Below are 20,014 nucleotides of genomic sequence, written 5' to 3'. Positions count from 1 at the left end.
AATATTTATTAAACACTTATGATGAGGTTTGAACTTTATACTGTTGAAAAAGATGACAGACCAGTATTTATCACCGGAAATTTCAACAATTGGAATCCAAAAGACTATAATTACCAGCTCAAACTATCAGATTCGTTTCATTATTTCATAGAAATTGAAGATGAAAAACTTGCTGATGAAATTGAATACAAATTCACCAAAGGAGGCTGGGAAAATGTAGAGCTGGATAAATACGGAAATATCACTCCTAACCGGAAAACAAAAAAAACACTACAGAAAACGTCTGATACAGTTGAAAAATGGAGGCTAAACTGGGGCCCTTTCAAGGAAGAATTCTTTCCTACTGCTGAAGTGATTTCCGAGAAATTCTATATCCCGCAGCTGGATCGTTACCGTAAAATATGGGCAGTGCTTCCTTATGATTATCATACTTCAGATAAGAGCTATCCCGTTTTATATCTTCAGGATGCTCAAAACCTTTTCAATGAAGGAAGCGGTTTCGGGAACTGGGAAATCGATAAAAAGCTCTCTATTCTTGCAGAATACGGACGGGGAGACATTATCGTCATTGCCATAGAACATGGAAGTGAAGACCGGATCAAAGAGTACATCTTTGATAATGATAACGTCGCCAATGGCTCCGAAGGGAAGAAATACATCCGTTTTATCACAGACACTTTAAAACCTTATGTAGATGCAAATTATCGCACCAAAAAAGATAGGGATAATACAGGAATCGGAGGAAGTTCATTAGGGGCTCTGATCAGCATCTACAGTGGATTTCTTTATCCCGAAGTTTATTCTAAATTATTAATTTTCTCCCCTTCTCTATGGGTAGAGCCTAACAATAATTTTCCAATGATGAACTTCCGGGTTCCATTTAAGACCAAAATATACTTATATGGTGGCGGGCAGGAAGGATCTAAAATGGTTAAAAGAATTCATATTTTCGAAGAATATCTGAAAAGATGGGAAAAAAAGAGTTTTTTCGACTTCGAATTCAGGACCAACATCAATCCAGAAGGAACCCACAGTGAATTTTACTGGTCACAGGAATTTCCGCGGGCTATCGAATGGCTGTATTATGACAACACTGAAAACCCTGTAGAAGTAAAACCACAACAACAAAGCATTAAGAACTAAATTTATGAAACTAATCAACAAAAAAAATAAAAATTACACTCAGGTTTTCCACTTATTCACTGAAGAAGAATGGACGAGAACAAGTAAGAATTTCAATAAAAATACAGCTACATTCTTCACCGGAAAAAAACACGAAGTTTTTGTGAATGCCCATGAAGAAGGGATTACTTATTTTATCGGCCTTGGAAAATCAACCCTGCAAAATTTCGAGCTTCAGCAGGTTGCCTTAAAGTTTTCACAAACCCAAAAGGAAAAATTACATACAGTTCCTACTCTGCTATTGGCCGATTTCCTTAATGAAAAACAGTTTGAGGAATTCGTAAAAGGACTGCTTATAGGAACCTATAACTATCCTTTTGAAAAAAACCATCCTTTCTGGAATACAAAATTTGAGCTTCATTTTGAAAATTTAAGCCAGAAAAAGCTAGACCATATTGAACAGAAGGCTGAAGCATTAAGCAACGGGCAAATCGCCTGCCAGGAGTGGATGAATAAACCGGCCAATCTTAAAAAGCCTGATATTTTCAGCCTGTACCTTAAAAATCTGGCCAAAAAATATGAATTAAAATATACGGTTTTCAACAGAAAGAAATGCGAAGAGCTTGGGCTTGGAGCTTATCTTGCCGTTAACCAAGGAAGTGCCCATGATGCAGCTTTCACTATTTTAGAATATAAAACTACAGTGAAGAACGCCAAAACATTTGGATTGGTTGGAAAATGTGTATTGTTTGATACTGGAGGAATTTCTCTGAAACCCTTTACCAATATGCATTATATGAAATCTGACATGGGTGGGGCAACAGCTGTTTTAGGAACTTTAATCTATGCTGCTGAAATGAATTTACCCGTTAATATCATAGCCGTACTCCCGATTACTGACAATGCTATTTCTGAAAAAGCTCTACTTCCAAGTGATGTTATCACAGCCTACAATGGTAAAACTATTGAAGTTATGGATACCGATGCAGAAGGCAGACTCATTCTTGCCGATGGACTTTCTTATTTAGTCAAAAACTACAAAACAGATTTCCTTATTGACCTGGCTACTTTAACGGGCAGTGCAGTAAGAATGTTTGGTGACACTTGCGGAGCAATGTTTTCCAATAATGAAGAGCTCAAAACGCTTTTGATTAAAACCGGAGATCACACCAACCAAAGACTATGGAATCTTCCGTTATGGGATGTCTGGAAAGATGATATACAATCTGATGTAGCCGACTTAAAAAACATGTCATTAAAGCCTATTGGAGACTGTATTATTGCAGCCAAATTTCTGGAGCACTTCACTGAAAATCACCCCAAATGGGCACATTTGGATATTGCTGGTGTAGCTTTTGGAAATGTAGGATATGCTAAAGAAAAAGCAGCTACCGGTTATGGGGTTCAATTGCTCTCGGATTTAATCGAAAATTATCACTAAAAATTAGTTTATTACAAAAATTCTCTGTATACTTGATTAGTGATTCATAAAAGCGCATCATATTCCAATTTTTGATATTAATCAAACAATAAAGAATTGCATTTATTTTTGAAAATTCACTAAAACTTAAAAAACATTATATGGAGGAGAAAATTATAGTATGTATTTCGTGCTATTACAAGGGCTATGACTTCATGGATGAAATGAAGAGGCTTGGTAATAAAATCATCTTAGTAACATCAGAAAATCTTAAAGAAAAAAACTGGCCCTGGCATGCCATTGATGAGGTATTTTATATGCCTGAAATCAAACCTTCCGTATGGGATCTGGAGCATCTGATCCAAGGTTTTTCACACCTGATGAAAACCAGAAAAGTAGATGCTGTAGTCGCTCTTGATGACTACGATGTGGAAAAGGCTGCCCTGATCCGGGAAACGTTTCGTATTCCGGGTATGGGACAAACTACCCACCGTTATTTCAGAGATAAGCTGGCCATGCGCCAAAAGGCAAAAGATTCCGGGATCAGTGTTCCTGAATTCACAGCTGTTTTCAATGATGATACCGTGAATGAATTCGTAGACAGAGTTCCTGCACCATGGGTATTGAAACCCCGTTCAGAAGCGTCAGCATCAGGAATTAAAAAAATCATGACCAAAGAGCAGCTTCATGAAGCCCTTGAAGTGCTTGGGGAAGAGCGCCATCTTTTCCTGCTGGAAAGCTTTAAACCAGGGGATGTTTATCATGTAGACAGCCTTACATTCAATAAGGAAATTATATTTACTTCTGCATCAAAATATCTGGCTCCTCCCATGCAGGTTTCTCATGAAGGAGGTGTTTTCAGATCTAAAACTTTAGGAAGATATTCCGATGAGTTCAAAGCATTGGAAGAGATCAATTCCAGAGTACTTTCCAACTTCGGACTCCTCAATGGGGCTACCCATACGGAATTCATCCGCGGCAAGGAAAATGGAAAATGGTATTTTCTGGAAACCTCCTCAAGAGTAGGCGGTGCCCATATTCCTGATTTGGTGGAAGCTTCAAGCAACATTAATATATGGAGAGAATGGGCTAAGATCGAAGATGCTCTTTTAAGAAACAACAACTACAGCGTCTCCCCACCTACCGGATATTACGCAGGTCTTATTATTGCTCTTATTAAAGATAAAGAACCGGACTATACTAAGTTTGAATGTGAGGAAGTTGTAAAATTTCTTCCTATAGACTACCATGCCGGAATTGTTTACAAATCCAGTGATGCTTCAGTGATAGAAGACAGACTGGACAGTGCTGCGGAAAAGATCAATGCAGAAATGCTGAATGTTCTTCCTCCTAAAGCCGGCAAACTGAGCAGTTAATTATACACAAACATAAAAGTAGAATATAAATGCCTCATATAGAACATACTGATTATTATTCCAACCTATTGGGAACAAGTCTTAAAGTAGAAGTGACGGGACATTCCGGCTATCCTATCATCATGTTCCCCACTTCCCAAGGACAATATACCCAAAACCATGATTTTCACCTTAACGGAAGTATCAATTGGTTCATAGAGCAGGGAAAAGTAAAACTCTATAATATTCAAACCATTGACAGCTGGAGTTTTTATGATGAAAAAATATCACCACAACAAAGAATCAGAAACTATGAAAGGTATGTTCAGTTCCTGATCAAGGAATTTGTTCCATACATTCAGAAAATCCATAAGACCCATCGTGTAGCCGTTGCGGGAGCTAGTTTCGGAGGCTATCATGCTGCTAATTTTGCTTTTAGGTTTCCGGATGTAGTTTCTCATCTGTTCTGTCTCTCAGGGGCTTTCAGTATAAGAAATTTTATGGATGGATATTCCGATGACCTGGTGTATTTTAACTGTCCAAGGGAATTTATAAGAAATGATGAAGCCTGGAAGTATAAGCATATGCATATTGTGCTGAGTACTTCTGACCAGGATATCTGTAAGGATAAAAATATTGAAATGGCAGAAATTCTAAGAGTAAAAGGCATTGATTTCTGGTATGATGAAAGAAAATGGATCGGCCACGACTGGCCATTATGGAGAATGGTATTCCCCACATTTATAGGAACTTATTTCCCTTAAAAAGCCTCCAAATAAAAAAAATAGTTGATAAAATAGCTTAAGTGTTTAAAATAACGATTTTTAAATTAAAAAGAGAATCAATGTTTTAACGCTTAAGTTTTAAGAAATCTGAAGAATCACTGATTCTGTTGAAAAATAAAATATACCCATTTAAAAACAAAAATTATGACAAAAAAAGTAGGAATTCTATTCGGTATGGAAGACACATTTCCCTGGGCATTTATAGATAAAGTAAATGAATTGGGAGGTGGAGATATCGTGGCTGAACCTGTTACTATTGACAAATTAGAACAAGGAGCAGATTATGGTTATGCAGTAATCATCGACAGAATTTCGCAGGATGTTCCCTTTTACAGAGCCTATCTGAAAAATGCAGCACTTAACGGAACTTATGTAATCAATAATCCGTTTTGGTGGAGTGCTGATGAAAAATTTTTCAATAATGCCCTCATGAGCAAATTAGGAATTCCATTACCGAAAACTGTATTGCTTCCATCTCATGAGAGACCAACCAATACTTCGGAAACTTCATTCAGAAACCTGAAATTTCCACATGACTGGGAATATATTTTTAATTATGTTGGATTCCCTGCCTATATGAAACCTCACGATGGTGGTGGCTGGAAGAGTGTTTACAGAGTGGAAAACCCTGATGATCTCTGGAACAAACTTGGGGAAACGGAACAGCTGGTGATGATGGTTCAGGAGGAAATTATCTTCGATGACTATTACAGAGTATATTGCCTGGGTAGAAAATATGTTCACATCATGCCATATGAGCCTAGAAATGCGCCTCACCTAAGGTATGCCACTACTCACCAGACACAAGGTAAAAAACTTGAAAAATTATTGAAAACCATTCATGATTATACGATCAAAATGAATGAAGCATTAGGATATGATTTCAATACAGTGGAATTTGCTGTAAGAGATGGTATTCCTTATGCTATCGACTTCTGCAATCCTGCTCCGGATGCGGACAAAAATTCTGTAGGAGAAGAAAATTTTGCATGGATCATAGAGCATGCTGCTAAGCTGGCTATTGAAAAAGCGAAGGAATATACTCCCGGGAAACCAAATATCACTTGGGGAACCTTTGTGAAAGATTCCATAAAATAATATTGAAAAAGAATAAAAAAACACAAGACAATGCATCATCAGTTTACTATTGGAATCGAAGAAGAATATCAGATCATTGATGTTGAAAGCAGAGATCTGATTTCTCATGTATCCAAAATCATTGAAGGCGGAAAAGCGGTATTGAGTGAAAATCTAAAGCACGAAATGCACGAATCCATGATCGAGATGGAAACCGGAATCTGTCAGAATATTCAGGAAGCCAGAGCAGAATTAACGAATTTAAGAAGACACCTGATCAACACCGCCCACGAACAGGGACTGCGTGTTTCCGGTGGCGGAACCCATCCTTTTTCTCATTGGTCTGACAATACAATTACTCAAGGAGAGAGATACATCAAAATTGTTGATGATATGGGTGATGTAGCCCGTGAAAACCTTATTTTTGGACTTCACGTACACATTGGAATTCCCAATCGTGAGGAAGGCGTAAGAATTCAGAATGTAATGCGCTATTTTCTGCCACACGTGTATGCTCTTTCTACCAATTCACCATTCTGGATCGGAAGATATACAGGCTTTAAATCTTACAGACAGGAAATTTTCGTAAAATTCCCGAGAACCGGTATTCCGAGTTACTTCAACTCATTGGCTGAGTTTGACAGCTATGTTGATCTTCTGGTAAAAACAGGAACCATCGATAATGCTAAGAAAATCTGGTGGGACTTAAGAGTCCACCCATTCTACCCTACCATTGAGTTCAGGATTTGCGATATGCCCCTAAGAATTGATGAAACCGTATGTCTTGCAGCCATTATGCAGAGTTTAGTGGCTAAAATTTATAAGCTTCACCAGCAAAACCTTAGCTTCAGAAGTTACAGAAGACTCTTATTGAATGAAAATAAATGGCGTGCTTCCAAAAGCGGCATCGAGGCCCATCTGATTGATTTTGGGAAAGAAGAATCTGTTCCTTATCCTATTTTATTAAAAGAACTTTTGGAATTTATTGATGATGTGGTAGACGATTTAGGATGCCGTCAGGAGGTTGAATATGCCTGGAAAATCCTTGAAAACGGAACCGGTGCAGACAGGCAGCTTCAGATCTTTAAGGACACCGGCGATCTTACTAAGGTTGTGGATTATATGATCTCAGAAACAGAGTATGGCATAACGCATGGCGAAACTGCTTCATAATATTTTTGGTAACTTTACAAAAAATATGATGTAATGAAAGATATTCGAATTGCTCTGCTGGACATGAACAACAACCATGTCAATCAAGGCTTTAGAAACATTAAAGAAATTTCTGAAACATTTCAGCAGAACTCTGAAGAAAATGTAATTATCCAGACATTTGATGTGAGGTTTAAAGATGAAATGCCGGAGATTGGAGACTTTGATATTTTTATTTCTTCAGGGGGGCCAGGTACTCCACACCGTGAAGGTTTCGAGTGGGAAAACAGGTTTGCTCATTTTTTAGATTCAGTTTTTGAACACAACAAATACAGTGAAGATAAGAAGTATCTTTTCCTGATCTGCCATTCCTTCCAATTGGCAAGTATTCACTGGAAATTAGGAAATATCTGTAAAAGAAAATCCTATTCTTTTGGGGTAATGCCGGTACACAAAACAAAGGAAGGCAGAGAAGAATTTTTATTCAAGAATCTTCAGGATCCTTTTTATGCAGTAGATTCCAGAGCGTATCAGTTCATTGAGCCGGATCATGATCGGTTTGAAGAATTGGGAATGACTGTAATGGCAATTGAAAAATTCCGTCCGCACATCAACCTGGAAAGAGCAGTAATGGCTGTTCGTTTTTCTGATGAAATATTTGGAACCCAGTTTCATCCGGAAGCAAGCCCTGAGGCTTTAATCGAAAACCTTAAAGATGATAAGAACAGAGAAGCCATGATTGAAAACTTCGGCATGGAAAAATATCTTGAAACGGTGGACAGGATAGATGATGAAGATAAAATCATCCTTACCAGAAACCAGATCCTTCCTAGATTTCTTCAGTTCGCAAAAAAAAACATTTTGAAAGAAGTTGAGTCTTTGGCTTAAAAAGGCGGGAAGAAGGAGGCTGGAAGTTACTAGTAGTGATTAAACTTCTAGTAAACTCTTTATTTTAATTAGGTATAAGTAAAATTGAACTTATTTTAAAATTCCGGCTTCAAAAACTTCCATCCTCCAGCTTCTAGCTTCCATCTTATAAAGCATCGGGCATTGCTGCTCGATTTTTTACCATCACAAAAGAAAAAAAATATGATCCCAAAATACAGAAAACAGTTTAACCAGGAGTTTTCAGATGAAAAATATAAAAAGCTGAAGGAAGTTTTAGCGCAAACAGGAGGTGTGGAGCAAGGTTTCAGGGTTTCCGAAAGTCCGATTTTCCTTACCAAAGAATTTGAAGGTAAATTGCTTGATGCCAGTGAAAGTATCATCAACCAGATCAAGGCGCTTCCTGCAGAGACTCTTCAGAAAGCAGTCCCAGACAACTGCCGGGTTCCCAATGATACAGATCAGCCTCACTTTTTCACCATTGATTTTGGAATCTGCAAAAGTGAAAATGGAGAAATCGAACCACAACTGATCGAGCTTCAGGCTTTTCCGTCATTATATGCCTTCCAAAAAAAGTTTGAAGATACTTTCTGCGAAGTTTATCCTTTTCTTTCAGAGATTCGCAATACTATGCCCCATGAGACTTTTAAACAACATTTAAAAGATCTGATTGTGGGTGATGAAAATCCTGAAAATGTTATTCTTCTTGAAATTTTTCCTGAAAAACAGAAAACAGCTATTGATTTTGTCTTGACAGAACAGCTATTAGGAATAAAAACCGTTTGTCTGACAAAAGTAAAAAAAGAGGGCAAAAAACTATATTATGAGAATGATGGTAAGGTTGTTGAAATCAAAAGAATCTACAATCGTGTGATATTTGATGAACTGGACAGAATTCCGGATCTTAAAACCGAATTTGATTTCCGTGAAGAAGCTGATGTAAAATGGATCACTCATCCGAACTGGTTCTTTAAAATATCTAAATTTCTTTTACCTTTATTAAAACATCAATTTGTTCCGAAAAGTTATTTCCTTCATGAGTTTCCGGAAAATGAAAATCTGGAAGAATTTGTACTGAAACCCTTGTTCTCATTTGCGGGAAGCGGTGTTAATCTAAACCCAACAAAGGAGATTACAGATGCTATTGAAGACAAAGAAAATTATATTCTGCAAAGAAAAGTAACCTATGAACCTATTTTTGAAGATATCAATGGAGAGTTTTCAAAAGCAGAAATCCGTTTGTTATATATCTGGAAAGAAAATGATGAACGCCCTATCCTTCTGGAAAACCTGGGAAGAATGACAAAGGCAGCCATGGTAAATGTAGATTTCAATAAGAAGGATGCCATTTGGATTGGAAGCTCTAATGCTTTTTTTGGAAAGGAATAAATAAAGGTTGATATTGCACATTACGGAACCATCCCGTCAAATCTTAGGTCCCCCTCCAAAGGAGTGAAATATAGCTACACACATCAAATAACAGATTATCTTAAATATAATTATGGAAACCAACTTTAAACCTTGAACTTTAAACATATAAAATCTTGAATTTAAAGACCATAGAAGAACAACTGTTTCACCCTCTTGGATTCAGCTGCTCAAATGTAGAAGAAGAATTAGAATGCAAAGAATATTCGGGTTTTAACTTCACTTTGAATGACTGGAAAATAAAGTTCCGTATTTCCAAAATAACCCCTACGAAAACAGGTCAGTTCGTAACGATCTGGAAAAGAAATGAAAATGGAGAAACGGCTCCTTTCAATAGTACAGATGACATTGACTTTTATCTCGTTGCAGCTTTTAAAAATAATCTTTCAGGGATATTTATTTTCCCTACGCATATTTTAGCGGAAAAAGGAATTCTATCTCATGGAAAAAAGATAGGAAAACGGGGAATCCGAGTTTACCCGGTCTGGGATAAGACAGAAAGTAAACAGGCTCAAAAAACGCAGGACTGGCAAACGAAGTACTTTCTAACATTTTCCGAAGATCAGGATGCAGTACTTCACCAAGCAAAAATATTACTTAAGATGTAAATTAAATAGCTGATGCTATTGAAGATATTAATGGTCAGTTTTCAAAAACAGAGATCCGTTTATTGTATATCTGGAAAGAAAATGATGAAAGCCCTATCCTTCTGGAAAATCTGGGAAGAATGACAAAGGCAGCCATGGTAAATGTAGATTTCAATAAGAAAGATGCTATCTGGATTGGAAGCCCTAATGCTTTTTTTGCGGAAGGATAAAAACTCATTGAGTACGATTATCTAACAGATCAATACATTTTAAACGCAATAAAAATAATCGGCTGAACTTTTGGTTCAGCCGATTATTTTTCACAAAAAAACCTGTCCTTTTTAGGATAAAACTCTGATAAAATCACTTCAAATGGTTCTGTAATATTATTTATACGCGTTTCAAGAGCTCTTCTTTATAATCCACATAGCACTGATTTTAAACAACTTAAATTATTGTAGTAGAATTGTAGTAAAGCTTTATCTGCAAATTTCTTTTACTTTTGCTAAACAATTTTTCGAAATAAGTATTAGTAAAAAGTTCAATTATAAAATCTTAAAATATGCAAAGTTTAAAAAGTATATCTGTTGCGGTATTATGTCTATCCTTTTTATCAAACTGCACTCATTCAAAAAAAGAAAATACGTCAGGCTTTACTAACTATTTAAATACTTTGGTAAAACCTGTCATGGAAAAAAATAAAATTCCAGGTATAAGTATTGCTGTAAGTGTAAAGGGTAAACATACATTTTTCAATTACGGATTAGCTTCAAAAGAAAACCATATAGAAATTACCAATAAAACCTTATTTGAACTGGGGTCCGTAAGTAAAACATTCACGGCTACCCTAGCTAGTTTATCACAGGTTAACGGAACGCTCAATTTTTCTGATCCCGTGAGTAAGTATATGCCTGAACTCAAAAACACAGCTTTTGATCATATAAAACTGTACAATCTGGGAACACATACTGCAGGTGGATTCACTTTGCAGCTGCCTGATGAAGTCACCAATAACGAACAGCTTATCGAGTACTATAAAAATTGGAAACCCGATTATCCAGCAGGTACTCAAAGGATGTACACCAATCCAAGTATAGGTTTATTGGGGGTTATCGCCGGGAGAACAATGCAACAGCCCTTCACAGCAGCCATGACTGAAAATGTATTTGCTAAAATGAGTTTAAATAATACATTTTATAAAATCCCTGCCAAAAACATGAATGATTACGCATGGGGTTATGATAATAATGACAAACCGATACGCTTAAATCCAGGAGTTTTGGCTGATGAGGCATATGGGGTAAAATCATGTACACAGGATATGATCAAATTTGTAGATGCCAATATGGGAATTGGAAAAATAGACAGTAAGTTATCTGCGGCGTTAATGAAGACCCATACCGGTTATTTTAACACTTCAGAAATGACTCAGGACCTTATCTGGGAACAATATAATTATCCGGTAACATTGGAACAGCTTCAAAAAGGAAATTCCTATGACCTGATCTATAAACCCAATCCTGTCAGGGAAATAATACCCCATCAAAAACCACAAACTGATGTGCTGATAAATAAAACAGGAGCTACCAATGGTTTCGCATCCTATGTAATGTATGTTCCTTCAAAAAAAATTGGAATTGTAATTCTTGCCAATAAAAATTATCCTAATTCTGAAAGGATTGACATTGCGTATAAAATTTTATCTTATGTAGAAAAGAATATGAGTTTATAATGAATTGAAAATACCTCAGCAAGAGTTGAGGTATTTTTTATTACAACTCTAAAACCCAAGCTCCTAAATCTACATCAGCGGGTAATTCGAGCTTCTTTTTAAGTCTGTATTTTTTGGTTTCAACAGCTCTTACTGTCACATTTCCACATTGCCCGATTTCTTTATTGGTAAGATTAAGCCTCAAATAAGCAATAAATTTTATATCATGATTGGTAAGTTCAGGATATTGTAAAATAAGTCTTTCATGAAATTCCGGATAAACTTCTTTAAACTTGCTAATAAAAAAGGGGTTATTTGATGTTGCCATCTTAGATAAATCATTAATGGAAGTATCTACTTTCTTTTTCAGCTTATCTGTTTCTATTATTTTTTCATCAATTATTTTTTTCTGTTTTTCAAGCAGCTGATCTCTTCCTCTATTTTTGTTGTTATTCCGTTTTCTAATCATAAACACAGCAAGAAGAGATACCGCAGCAATGCCCGCAATTGCAGAAATAATGGCATAGAGGTCATTCCTTTCTTTTTCCTGCTCAATAGCCAGATTATTAATAACAGAAGCAACTGCTTTTCTTTCCCCGGATTGAACACTATCATTGAGTTGAGTATATTTTGTCAGATATTCATTCGCTTTTGGAATATCATGTAAGGCCAGATAAGTTTCATAAATCTTTTTATATGTATTTATGATATCTGCACCCCGGTTTATTTTCAGATAGATGGGTAAAGATTCCTGATAATAGGTAAGTGCTTTTGTATACTCTTTTTTCAGGGTGTATAAATTTCCACGCCTTGTTGCAATAGCTCCATATGTATGAAGAGAGCTTTTATTTTTCACGGCTAACAGCGATGCTTTATTCAGATAATATTCAACAGAGTCCAACTGTTGTTTTTGTGATAAAAACTGTTCTGCAATTCTTACATAAATTTTAGGTTCATCAGGAAAGGTTTTCAATCCTTTTTTACGCATCAGATTAATAGAATCAGGAAGCTTTAAATCCTCAAAATTGGACCACTTCCAGAGATAAACAAAAAATAAAGAATTCTTGTTCTCTTTTGTATCAGGAGCATGTTTAAGATATTTTATAGATTGGTTCAACTGAATATTGGATTGGTTATAAAGACCAAGAAAAGCATAATTTCTGGCAATTTCATTGCATAATCTGGCATTCAGCCCATTGTTGCTAATATGTTTAAGCTGCTTTCTTGCTTCATCCAGATAATGAAGGCTTTTCTGGTGTTCATCGAATGTAGAAAATGCATTGGCAATATTAATATTAGCTAAAGCACTGCCTTCGGGATTATCATGTTCTTTATAATATCGAAGTGCAGCTATATTATATTGAAATACCTTTTCATACTCTCCTTTATTTTTATAAATACTCGTAATACTATCTAACTTTGCCGGGGTATAGTTTTGAGAATAAGACTGTATAGAAAAGTAAAGAAAGAAAATAAAGAATACCTTTTTCATAAAAACTGATCGTATGGCAAGTTAATAATTTTTATTTTTTATCACTTTTAAAGAAAAGTTAAAAATACTTTCCCTCTTAAAAAGCATCTCTATACTATGGTATAAAAAAATTGCAATACGTTTTATAGATTTCGTATTGCAATTTTAATAAGCTTATAAAAATTTTATTTATCCGTTTTTATCGTCTTCCAGCAGCTCTCTTGCCTGATATTCCTGAACAAGATCAATCGCATTGGAAATTACGTCACTTAAAGCGGTAATAAATGTTCCGTCTTCAGCCATGCCCATGGCATGCTTCAATGCTTCAATTTCTTTAGGAATAATTTCGTAGCTGACATCTTTTCCTGAAGACTGCATTCCTTCGATAATCAATCCGTTGATTTCCTCTTCTGTTCTCCCACGAAGATGTTTTTCATTTCGGATGATGATATGATCAAACATTCTTCCTGCAATCTTTCCGCATTCTCTGATATCACTATCTCTTCTGTCTCCAACACCGGAAATAATTCCTATTTTCTTTGTTGCCTCAACATTTTTAAGATAATCTTCAATGGCTTCATATCCGGATGGATTGTGGGCAAAATCAATCAACACTTTAAAGCTTTTAAACTTAAAGACATTTAATCTTCCCGGGGTAAGCTGTGCACTTGGAATAAAGGTTCTTAATGAATTGGAAATATCTTCAATCCCAAATCCGTGAAGATAACTTGCCAAACTGGCTGCCAATACATTTTCAATCATGAATCTGGCTTTTCCTTCCATCGTAATCGGGAAATCTTTTGCTTTACCGATTCTGATCTTCCAGTCGCCTTTTTTGATGGTTACAAATCCTTCTTCATAAACACAGGTGATTCTTCCCTCTTTTGCAAATTTCACAATATGCGGATTGTTTTCATCCATACTGAAAATCGCAACGTTACAATCAAGGTCGTTTACAATTTTCATAGAATATTTATTGTCTGCATTCAGAACACTCCATCCTGTCTTCTTCACACTGTCTAATACTACCCGCTTTACTTTGGTAAGGTCTCTTAAGTTGTGAATATCATTCATTCCCAAATGATCCTCCTCAATATTGGTTAAAACCCCAATATCACACTGCGAATATCCTAATCCCGAACGAAGAATTCCTCCTCTGGCAGTCTCCAAAACTGCAAATTCCACGGTAGGATCCTTTAAAATAAATTCTGCTGAAAGCGGACCTGTAGTATCCCCTTTTGACAACATGGTATTCTGGATATAAATTCCATCTGAAGTAGTAAACCCTACTCTGTATCCATTGCTTTTTACAATATGCGAGATCAGTCTTGTTGTGGTTGTCTTCCCGTTTGTACCTGTGACTGCAATAATCGGAATAGTGAAAGGTTTTCCCTGTGGATACAACATATCGACAACCGGAGCTGCAACGTTTCTTGGCAGCCCTTCACTTGGAGCCAGATGCATTCTGAATCCGGGAGCAGCATTAACTTCTATAATGGCTCCACCACTTTCTTTTAAGGGTTGTGTAAGGTTTTCCGCCATAATATCAATCCCACAAACATCTAGTCCAATAATCTTGGAAATCCTTTCTGCCATCGTGATATTTTCCGGATGTACCATATCGGTCACATCGATTGACGTTCCTCCTGTAGAAAGATTAGCGGTAGACTTCAGGTAAACAATTTCTCCCCTTTGCGGAATAGTTTCCAGAGTATATTGAAGCTTTTCAAGCAACTCCAGAGTATCTTTATCCACTTCAATTTCGGTCAGGACATTTTCGTGACCATAGCCTCTTCGCGGATCTTTATTCTCTTTTTCAATAAGTTGCTGGATATTCAGTTCTCCATCTCCAACGATGTGAGCAGGAACTCTTCTTGCCGCAGCTACCATTTTATTATCGATCACCAAAACCCTGAAATCATAACCTGTAATGTATTTTTCAACGATTACTTTTCTGGAATATTTCTGGGCGTGTTCCAGTCCTGTTTTAGCAGCCTCCCAGTCATTGACATTGATGGATGACCCTTTTCCATGATTTCCATCCAAAGGTTTTAAAACAATTGGATATCCTATTCTTTTGATTACTGTATTTAAACCTTCTTCATCTACAATAAGATCACCGATGGGTACCGGAATGGCTGCATCATGAAGCATTCTTTTGGTTAGTTCTTTATTACAGGCAATATCTACCGCAATAGAACTTGTCTTTCCCGTAATTGTGGCTTGAAAACGCTGTTGGTTGACCCCATATCCAAGCTGCACCAATGAATTTGTTCCCAATCTGATCCATGGTATTTTTCTGGAAACAGCTTCTTCTACAATACTTCCGGTTGATGGCCCCAAACGAACACGTTCCCTGATCTCTTTTAACTTTTGAATACAGGCATTCAGGTCATAATCTTTTCCTTCAATTAATGTTTCTGCAATCTTTACGGCTTCTTCAGCAGCATAAATTCCTACATTTTCTTCAAGGTAATTGAATACCACATTATACACTCCCGGTGATTTGGTTTCCCGGGTTCTTCCAAAGCCAACATCCATCCCCGCCAGGGTCTGTATTTCCAAAGCAATATGCTCAATGACATGTCCCATCCAGGTTCCAGTTTCCACCCTATGGAAAAAACCACCTTCCACTCCTTCTGAACACCTATGGGTAATCAGTGACGGGATTAATTTTTCAATTCTTTCCCTAAATCCATCTATTTTATTGGTAGGATAATTCTCCATTTCCTCAAGGTCCAACCTCATCTGTATCAGCTTCTTTCTTCTGATACTCCAGATATTAGGACCGCGTAGTGCCTGAATCTTTTCGATTTTCATAGTCTATTGGCATTTTAACAGTTAATAATAACTTATTTTATAATCAAATATAATATAAAACCCTAAACGAAACTATAGCACACTTGAAGATTTATCAAAAAAAAAATAATTTTTATTCACATTTCTAAAACATTAAAAATCAACTAAAGATGGCACGAAATTCGCCAAATATGTTAATTATTTTTTAATTTTGTACCATGACTAAACCTACTGGAAAATTAATAGTAATCGGAGGAGCTGTAAATAAAGGAAGTTTTGCAGAAACCGACTACGATCAGAATATTGAAAAGAATCTTAACTTTTTTGAGCGGGGGATTCTGCGAAAGATCATCAACGAATCTAAATATAAGGAAGATTCTGTCATTGAAATCGTAACAACAGCCTCTCAAATTCCTCAGATTGTAGGTTCTGAATACAAAAAAGCATTTGAATTTCTGGGTGCTAAAAATGTAAATGTTCTTGATATTCATAACCGTGAAGAAGCCAACTCTGACGCCATGGTAGCCAGAGCGAATGCTGCAGATGTCATGATGTTTACAGGAGGAGATCAGCTGAGACTAACCTCTATTCTTGGAGGAACCAGATTTCACGATACCATTTTATTGAAATATCAGGAACAGGACTTTATTTATTCCGGAACTTCAGCAGGTGCTGCAGCAGCTTCTGAAAATATGATTTATCAGGGAAGCAGCTCTGAAGCTTTATTAAAGGGAGAAATTAAAACAACACAAGGGTTGGGATTAATTGATAATGTTATCATTGATACCCATTTTGTACAAAGAGGCAGAATCGGGCGTCTTTTCCAGGCTGTGGTGAATAATCCAAGAACACTGGGAATTGGCCTTGGGGAAGATACTGGACTTTTCATTCATAATGATGTGATGACCGCTGTAGGTTCCGGGCTGGTGATTCTGGTAGACGGAAGATTTATTAAGGATACTAACCTTACCAATATTAACCTTGGAGAGCCTATCTCTATTGATAATTTAACGGTTCACGTAATGTCTATGAATGATCATTATGATCTTACGACCAAAGCTCTTACCATTGAAAATTCACAATTCAATCCAATTCCTCAGGACAAATAGTTTTAAAAGTTCAATTCGAAAGTTATTCTTATTTTAGTTTTTAAATAAACAGCTAAATGGCAGAAGAAAAAATTGAACAGCTTATAAATCTTCTTCTGGAAGGTTATGACGTCAGCAATAAAGAAGAAATCATTTCGAACTGTTCTTTTTGCTATACCAATCCGGATCAATATATAGCCAATAATGAAGCAGAATGGGTAATTGAAGGCGACGAGGATGGAGCATTTGAGTTTTCTGTGACCAATGAACTTTTTAATTTTCTGATCCGCGGAGATAAAATAGATGAAGTTCATGAACTCATTGATGAAAGCTTGAATAATGCGCTAGGAGACTTCCCGGCAGGGATAAAATATGCACCGGATTATTTTGTATGGTTACAGCCTAAGCTTAATCAGGAAGAACCCCCATTGGAAATTGTTGAGCTTGCAGATAGCTATTCCGATGAACTACAGCTGATAATTATTGAAAAGCACAATCTGGAAAGTATTTCGAAACTCTGTCAGGAATTAAGGGTTCATTTCAGAAGAACAACACCATTCCAGGACAAATAATAATTTAAAAACTAAACTTTATTTATGAAAATCATCATCCACGGCGGTTTTTTTTCGGAAAGTGACCAAAGCCATGAAGTAAAAACAGCGAAACAAAACTCTTTAAAGGAAATTGCTCAAAGAGCCTTTGACTATCTTCAGACGCATTCTGCTTTTGATACAGTGGCCTATGCAGTTTCTTTGCTGGAAGATGATCCTCTATACAATGCAGGAATAGGTTCGCAAATTCAAAGTGATGGTATCATCCGTATGAGTGCAGCCATCATGAATGGTGAAACGCAAAAACTAAGCGGTGTTATCAATATTCAGGATGTGAAGAACCCTATTTTTGTGGCAAAGAACCTCATCGGAGAGGATGACAGGGTTTTAGGCGGACATGGCGCAAAAATATATGCCACAGAACACGGATTTGAAAATTTTTCTACAGAAATTCCACAGAGAAGAAAAGAATACGAAGCGAAGCTTGGCAACGGCGGGAAGGGTACGGTAGGCTGTGTAGCCATCGATAAGGATGGAAAACTGGCTGTTGCTACTTCTACAGGTGGAAAAGGTTTTGAGATTCCGGGAAGGATTTCAGACTCTGCCACTGTGGCCGGAAATTATGCCAATGCTTTCTGTGCAGTAAGCTGTACAGGAGTAGGTGAAGATATTGTAAGCAATGCTACTTCTGCAAAAATTGTTACCCGCGTAACGGATGGGATGAGCCTTGAAGCAGCTTTCACTAAAACTTTTGACGAACTTAAAACGATTGACGGATTTGCGGGTGCTATTGCTATTGATAAAGATGGAAATATCTATCATCAGGACTCCTATCCTACTATGGTTTTCGCCAGTTTTGACGGAGAAAATTTTGATATCTTTTCTTAATTTTAACATTTTTTTATCATTCAACTTAATTTTTTGGCACGTATTTTACATAAGTATTAATAACAAATTTTAATATTAATATCTTTTAAAAATAGAAATCATGGGAAACAAAACAAAAGGTGTATTAGCTTTACTAGGATTAGGTGCTTTAGCTTATTGGAAATATAAGAATTCAAGCCCTGAAGATCAACAAGCGGTAAAAGATAAGCTAAATACGGCAAAGGATAATCTTAACAAATGGGGAAATGACCTTAAGAGTAAAGCGAATGATGTTGCTTCTCAGGTTCAAAATAAAGTAGATGAGGTAAAAACAAAAGCCGAAGATTCTTTAAACTAAAAACAGACAGTAGTTTTTTTTAACATTCATATATAGAAAAAGTCATCGTAGTAGTTTGCGATGACTTTTTGTTTATATAGGAGAAAAATTTTAATTTCCCTGAATAATATAATTTTTTTCCACTAATTTTCTTTCAGACTCGTTGGAATTATCCGGTTTAAACCAAACTTCGATCCTGCTTCCATAATAATCTCCCCAATCTCCTTCTTTCACTGTAAAACCATCATTACCACTTGAAAATTCTTTCAATTCATCATTGGGATTAAAGACAACTCTCATTGATTCTTTTTTAATTTCTTTTTCAGAAAGAATCCTGTTGGTATTGAAATCATATACTTTTAAATACACTTTCCCTTTTTCTGTTTTATTAAGAAAAACATCGTATTTATAAGTTCCCGGCTGTAAGTAATCATAGATAAGGATATCAGGTTGAGTAACCTCTACGAGTTCTTTTTCATCTGAAAATATCTTTAAAGGCATTGAAAACTTTGCATTCTTTGGGTTTTTAATATCATTATTATAAGGCTTATAAGGACTTTTAGGCGGGTAAAGACCAAACAGTATACCAAGGATAGAAAGGATAATAATGCTTAAAAAACATTGCCAAAGACCGTTTTTAAATTCATCTTTTTTGAACATCCTCGAAATTCCCAATAGAAAGCTTACTACCACAACCAGAAATGGGATGGCCGTGAAAAAATTCCATGTAAAACTGCTAATAGGTAAAATAAGGATCAATAACCAGCAGAAAACACCTATAAATAATGAGATTAAAGAGGTAAAATACCATCTCCAGTTTAATGCTCTAAAAACAACTTCTTTTATCATAATTTGTCCATAATTTTTTTCTTTTGTTCATTGAATTCTTCTTCACTCAAAATTCCACTTTCTTTTAATCGTCCCAATTGTTCCAACTCATCTAAAGAAGTAGGTTCTGCCTTATGGAAACTTTCTTTGGGACGGGACATGAAGTCTCTTACTTTTTCACAAAACAGCTCAGCATGGTATCTTCCTACCCCATCAATCTCTACGATATCATCTGTAACCTGAATATCTATAGAGGCCAACATTACTGCAGTTTCATATTGTATAGAGCTTATTTTAGTATAGGAATAATCCTGTACGGTTAATCCATACATGAATTCCTTATCTACAAAGATCAATCTTCTGTCTGTAGCTGCTAAAATGATATGATGATTGTTTACTTTATTTCTACCTTCAACGAGGTAAACAATTTTTTCATCTGCTGAAAGAATATCCGGCAAAGCACGAATCTCTTTTCTGGCAAATATGGTAGGATTGATATCCAGTTTTTCGAGTTCTTCTTTTATTTCGTCAAGTCTTGATCCCATGGTTAT

Annotated in this window: 19 protein-coding genes; 15 read left to right on the top strand and 4 right to left on the bottom strand. The window is 36.2% G+C overall.

Annotated elements, in window-relative coordinates; genetic code table 11:
• The first annotated feature begins 18 nt into the window (after positions 1-18).
• The 11 genes from DRF65_RS24600 (at position 19) to ampC (ending at position 11,543) form a co-directional block, all read left to right on the top strand.
• Positions 19-1,143, top strand: a complete 1,125-nt coding sequence (locus tag DRF65_RS24600; protein ID WP_228438939.1) for an alpha/beta hydrolase — start codon at positions 19-21, stop codon at positions 1,141-1,143.
• Between the two features lie 4 nt (positions 1,144-1,147).
• Positions 1,148-2,563 carry a leucyl aminopeptidase family protein gene (locus DRF65_RS24595; RefSeq protein ID WP_115973369.1) on the top strand — a complete coding sequence of 472 codons (1,416 nt, stop codon included), beginning with the start codon at positions 1,148-1,150 and terminating at the stop codon, positions 2,561-2,563.
• Positions 2,564-2,703: 140 nt separating this feature from the next.
• On the top strand, positions 2,704-3,918 hold the full coding sequence (locus DRF65_RS24590) for an ATP-grasp domain-containing protein (protein ID WP_115973368.1): 1,215 nt from the start codon (positions 2,704-2,706) through the stop codon (positions 3,916-3,918).
• Between the two features lie 29 nt (positions 3,919-3,947).
• Positions 3,948-4,661, top strand: a complete 714-nt coding sequence (locus DRF65_RS24585) for an alpha/beta hydrolase-fold protein (protein WP_115973367.1) — start codon at positions 3,948-3,950, stop codon at positions 4,659-4,661.
• Positions 4,662-4,826: 165 nt separating this feature from the next.
• Positions 4,827-5,780, top strand: a complete 954-nt coding sequence (locus tag DRF65_RS24580) for an ATP-grasp domain-containing protein (RefSeq protein WP_115973366.1) — start codon at positions 4,827-4,829, stop codon at positions 5,778-5,780.
• A 30-nt stretch (positions 5,781-5,810) separates the two neighbouring features.
• Positions 5,811-6,932, top strand: a complete 1,122-nt coding sequence (locus tag DRF65_RS24575; RefSeq protein ID WP_115973365.1) for a carboxylate-amine ligase — start codon at positions 5,811-5,813, stop codon at positions 6,930-6,932.
• A 33-nt stretch (positions 6,933-6,965) separates the two neighbouring features.
• Positions 6,966-7,799, top strand: coding sequence for a type 1 glutamine amidotransferase (locus tag DRF65_RS24570; RefSeq protein ID WP_115973364.1), 834 nt, complete (start codon positions 6,966-6,968; stop codon positions 7,797-7,799).
• 201 nt (positions 7,800-8,000) lie between these two features.
• On the top strand, positions 8,001-9,185 hold the full coding sequence (locus DRF65_RS24565; protein ID WP_115973363.1) for a hypothetical protein: 1,185 nt from the start codon (positions 8,001-8,003) through the stop codon (positions 9,183-9,185).
• Between the two features lie 155 nt (positions 9,186-9,340).
• Positions 9,341-9,832, top strand: a complete 492-nt coding sequence (locus DRF65_RS24560) for a MepB family protein (RefSeq protein WP_228438937.1) — start codon at positions 9,341-9,343, stop codon at positions 9,830-9,832.
• A gap of 62 nt (positions 9,833-9,894) precedes the next feature.
• Positions 9,895-10,041, top strand: a complete 147-nt coding sequence (locus DRF65_RS24555; protein WP_228438935.1) for a hypothetical protein — start codon at positions 9,895-9,897, stop codon at positions 10,039-10,041.
• A gap of 332 nt (positions 10,042-10,373) precedes the next feature.
• Positions 10,374-11,543: a class C beta-lactamase gene (gene ampC / locus DRF65_RS24550; RefSeq protein WP_115973361.1), complete on the top strand. Its 1,170-nt coding sequence runs from the start codon at positions 10,374-10,376 to the stop codon at positions 11,541-11,543.
• A gap of 40 nt (positions 11,544-11,583) precedes the next feature.
• Here ampC and DRF65_RS24545 read toward each other — a convergent pair whose 3' ends face one another.
• Together DRF65_RS24545 and cphA are read right to left on the bottom strand one after the other, a co-directional pair.
• Positions 11,584-13,014 carry a transcriptional regulator gene (locus DRF65_RS24545; RefSeq protein WP_115973360.1) on the bottom strand — a complete coding sequence of 477 codons (1,431 nt, stop codon included), beginning with the start codon at positions 13,012-13,014 and terminating at the stop codon, positions 11,584-11,586.
• Positions 13,015-13,182: 168 nt separating this feature from the next.
• Positions 13,183-15,813 carry a cyanophycin synthetase gene (gene cphA / locus DRF65_RS24540; protein ID WP_115973359.1) on the bottom strand — a complete coding sequence of 877 codons (2,631 nt, stop codon included), beginning with the start codon at positions 15,811-15,813 and terminating at the stop codon, positions 13,183-13,185.
• A gap of 197 nt (positions 15,814-16,010) precedes the next feature.
• On the opposite strand from cphA, the gene DRF65_RS24535 reads away from it, so the two are divergent.
• The 4 genes from DRF65_RS24535 to DRF65_RS24520 all read left to right on the top strand — a co-directional run bounded on the left by DRF65_RS24535 (position 16,011) and on the right by DRF65_RS24520 (position 18,656).
• The gene (locus DRF65_RS24535; protein WP_115973358.1) at positions 16,011-16,901 is read left to right on the top strand and encodes a cyanophycinase; all 891 of its coding nucleotides are present in this window, start codon (positions 16,011-16,013) and stop codon (positions 16,899-16,901) included.
• A gap of 56 nt (positions 16,902-16,957) precedes the next feature.
• The gene (locus DRF65_RS24530) at positions 16,958-17,452 is read left to right on the top strand and encodes a hypothetical protein (RefSeq protein ID WP_115973357.1); all 495 of its coding nucleotides are present in this window, start codon (positions 16,958-16,960) and stop codon (positions 17,450-17,452) included.
• A 24-nt stretch (positions 17,453-17,476) separates the two neighbouring features.
• Positions 17,477-18,319, top strand: coding sequence for an isoaspartyl peptidase/L-asparaginase (locus DRF65_RS24525; protein ID WP_115973356.1), 843 nt, complete (start codon positions 17,477-17,479; stop codon positions 18,317-18,319).
• A gap of 100 nt (positions 18,320-18,419) precedes the next feature.
• Positions 18,420-18,656, top strand: coding sequence for a YtxH domain-containing protein (locus DRF65_RS24520; RefSeq protein WP_115973355.1), 237 nt, complete (start codon positions 18,420-18,422; stop codon positions 18,654-18,656).
• A gap of 90 nt (positions 18,657-18,746) precedes the next feature.
• Here DRF65_RS24520 and DRF65_RS24515 read toward each other — a convergent pair whose 3' ends face one another.
• Both DRF65_RS24515 and DRF65_RS24510 read right to left on the bottom strand, forming a co-directional pair.
• Entirely contained in the window at positions 18,747-19,484 is a 738-nt protein-coding gene (locus tag DRF65_RS24515) for a hypothetical protein (protein ID WP_115973354.1), read from the bottom strand.
• Entirely contained in the window at positions 19,481-20,008 is a 528-nt protein-coding gene (locus DRF65_RS24510) for a PH domain-containing protein (protein ID WP_115973353.1), read from the bottom strand. The genes DRF65_RS24515 and DRF65_RS24510 overlap by 4 nt, the downstream gene beginning before the upstream one ends.
• Positions 20,009-20,014 lie beyond the last annotated feature (6 nt).

Origin of the sequence: Chryseobacterium pennae, from assembly GCF_003385515.1 — a bacterium.
GTDB classification, from domain to species: domain Bacteria; phylum Bacteroidota; class Bacteroidia; order Flavobacteriales; family Weeksellaceae; genus Chryseobacterium; species Chryseobacterium pennae.
The sequence above is the reverse complement of the archived record's forward strand: the minus strand, read 5'-3'. Positions and strand labels throughout refer to the sequence as shown.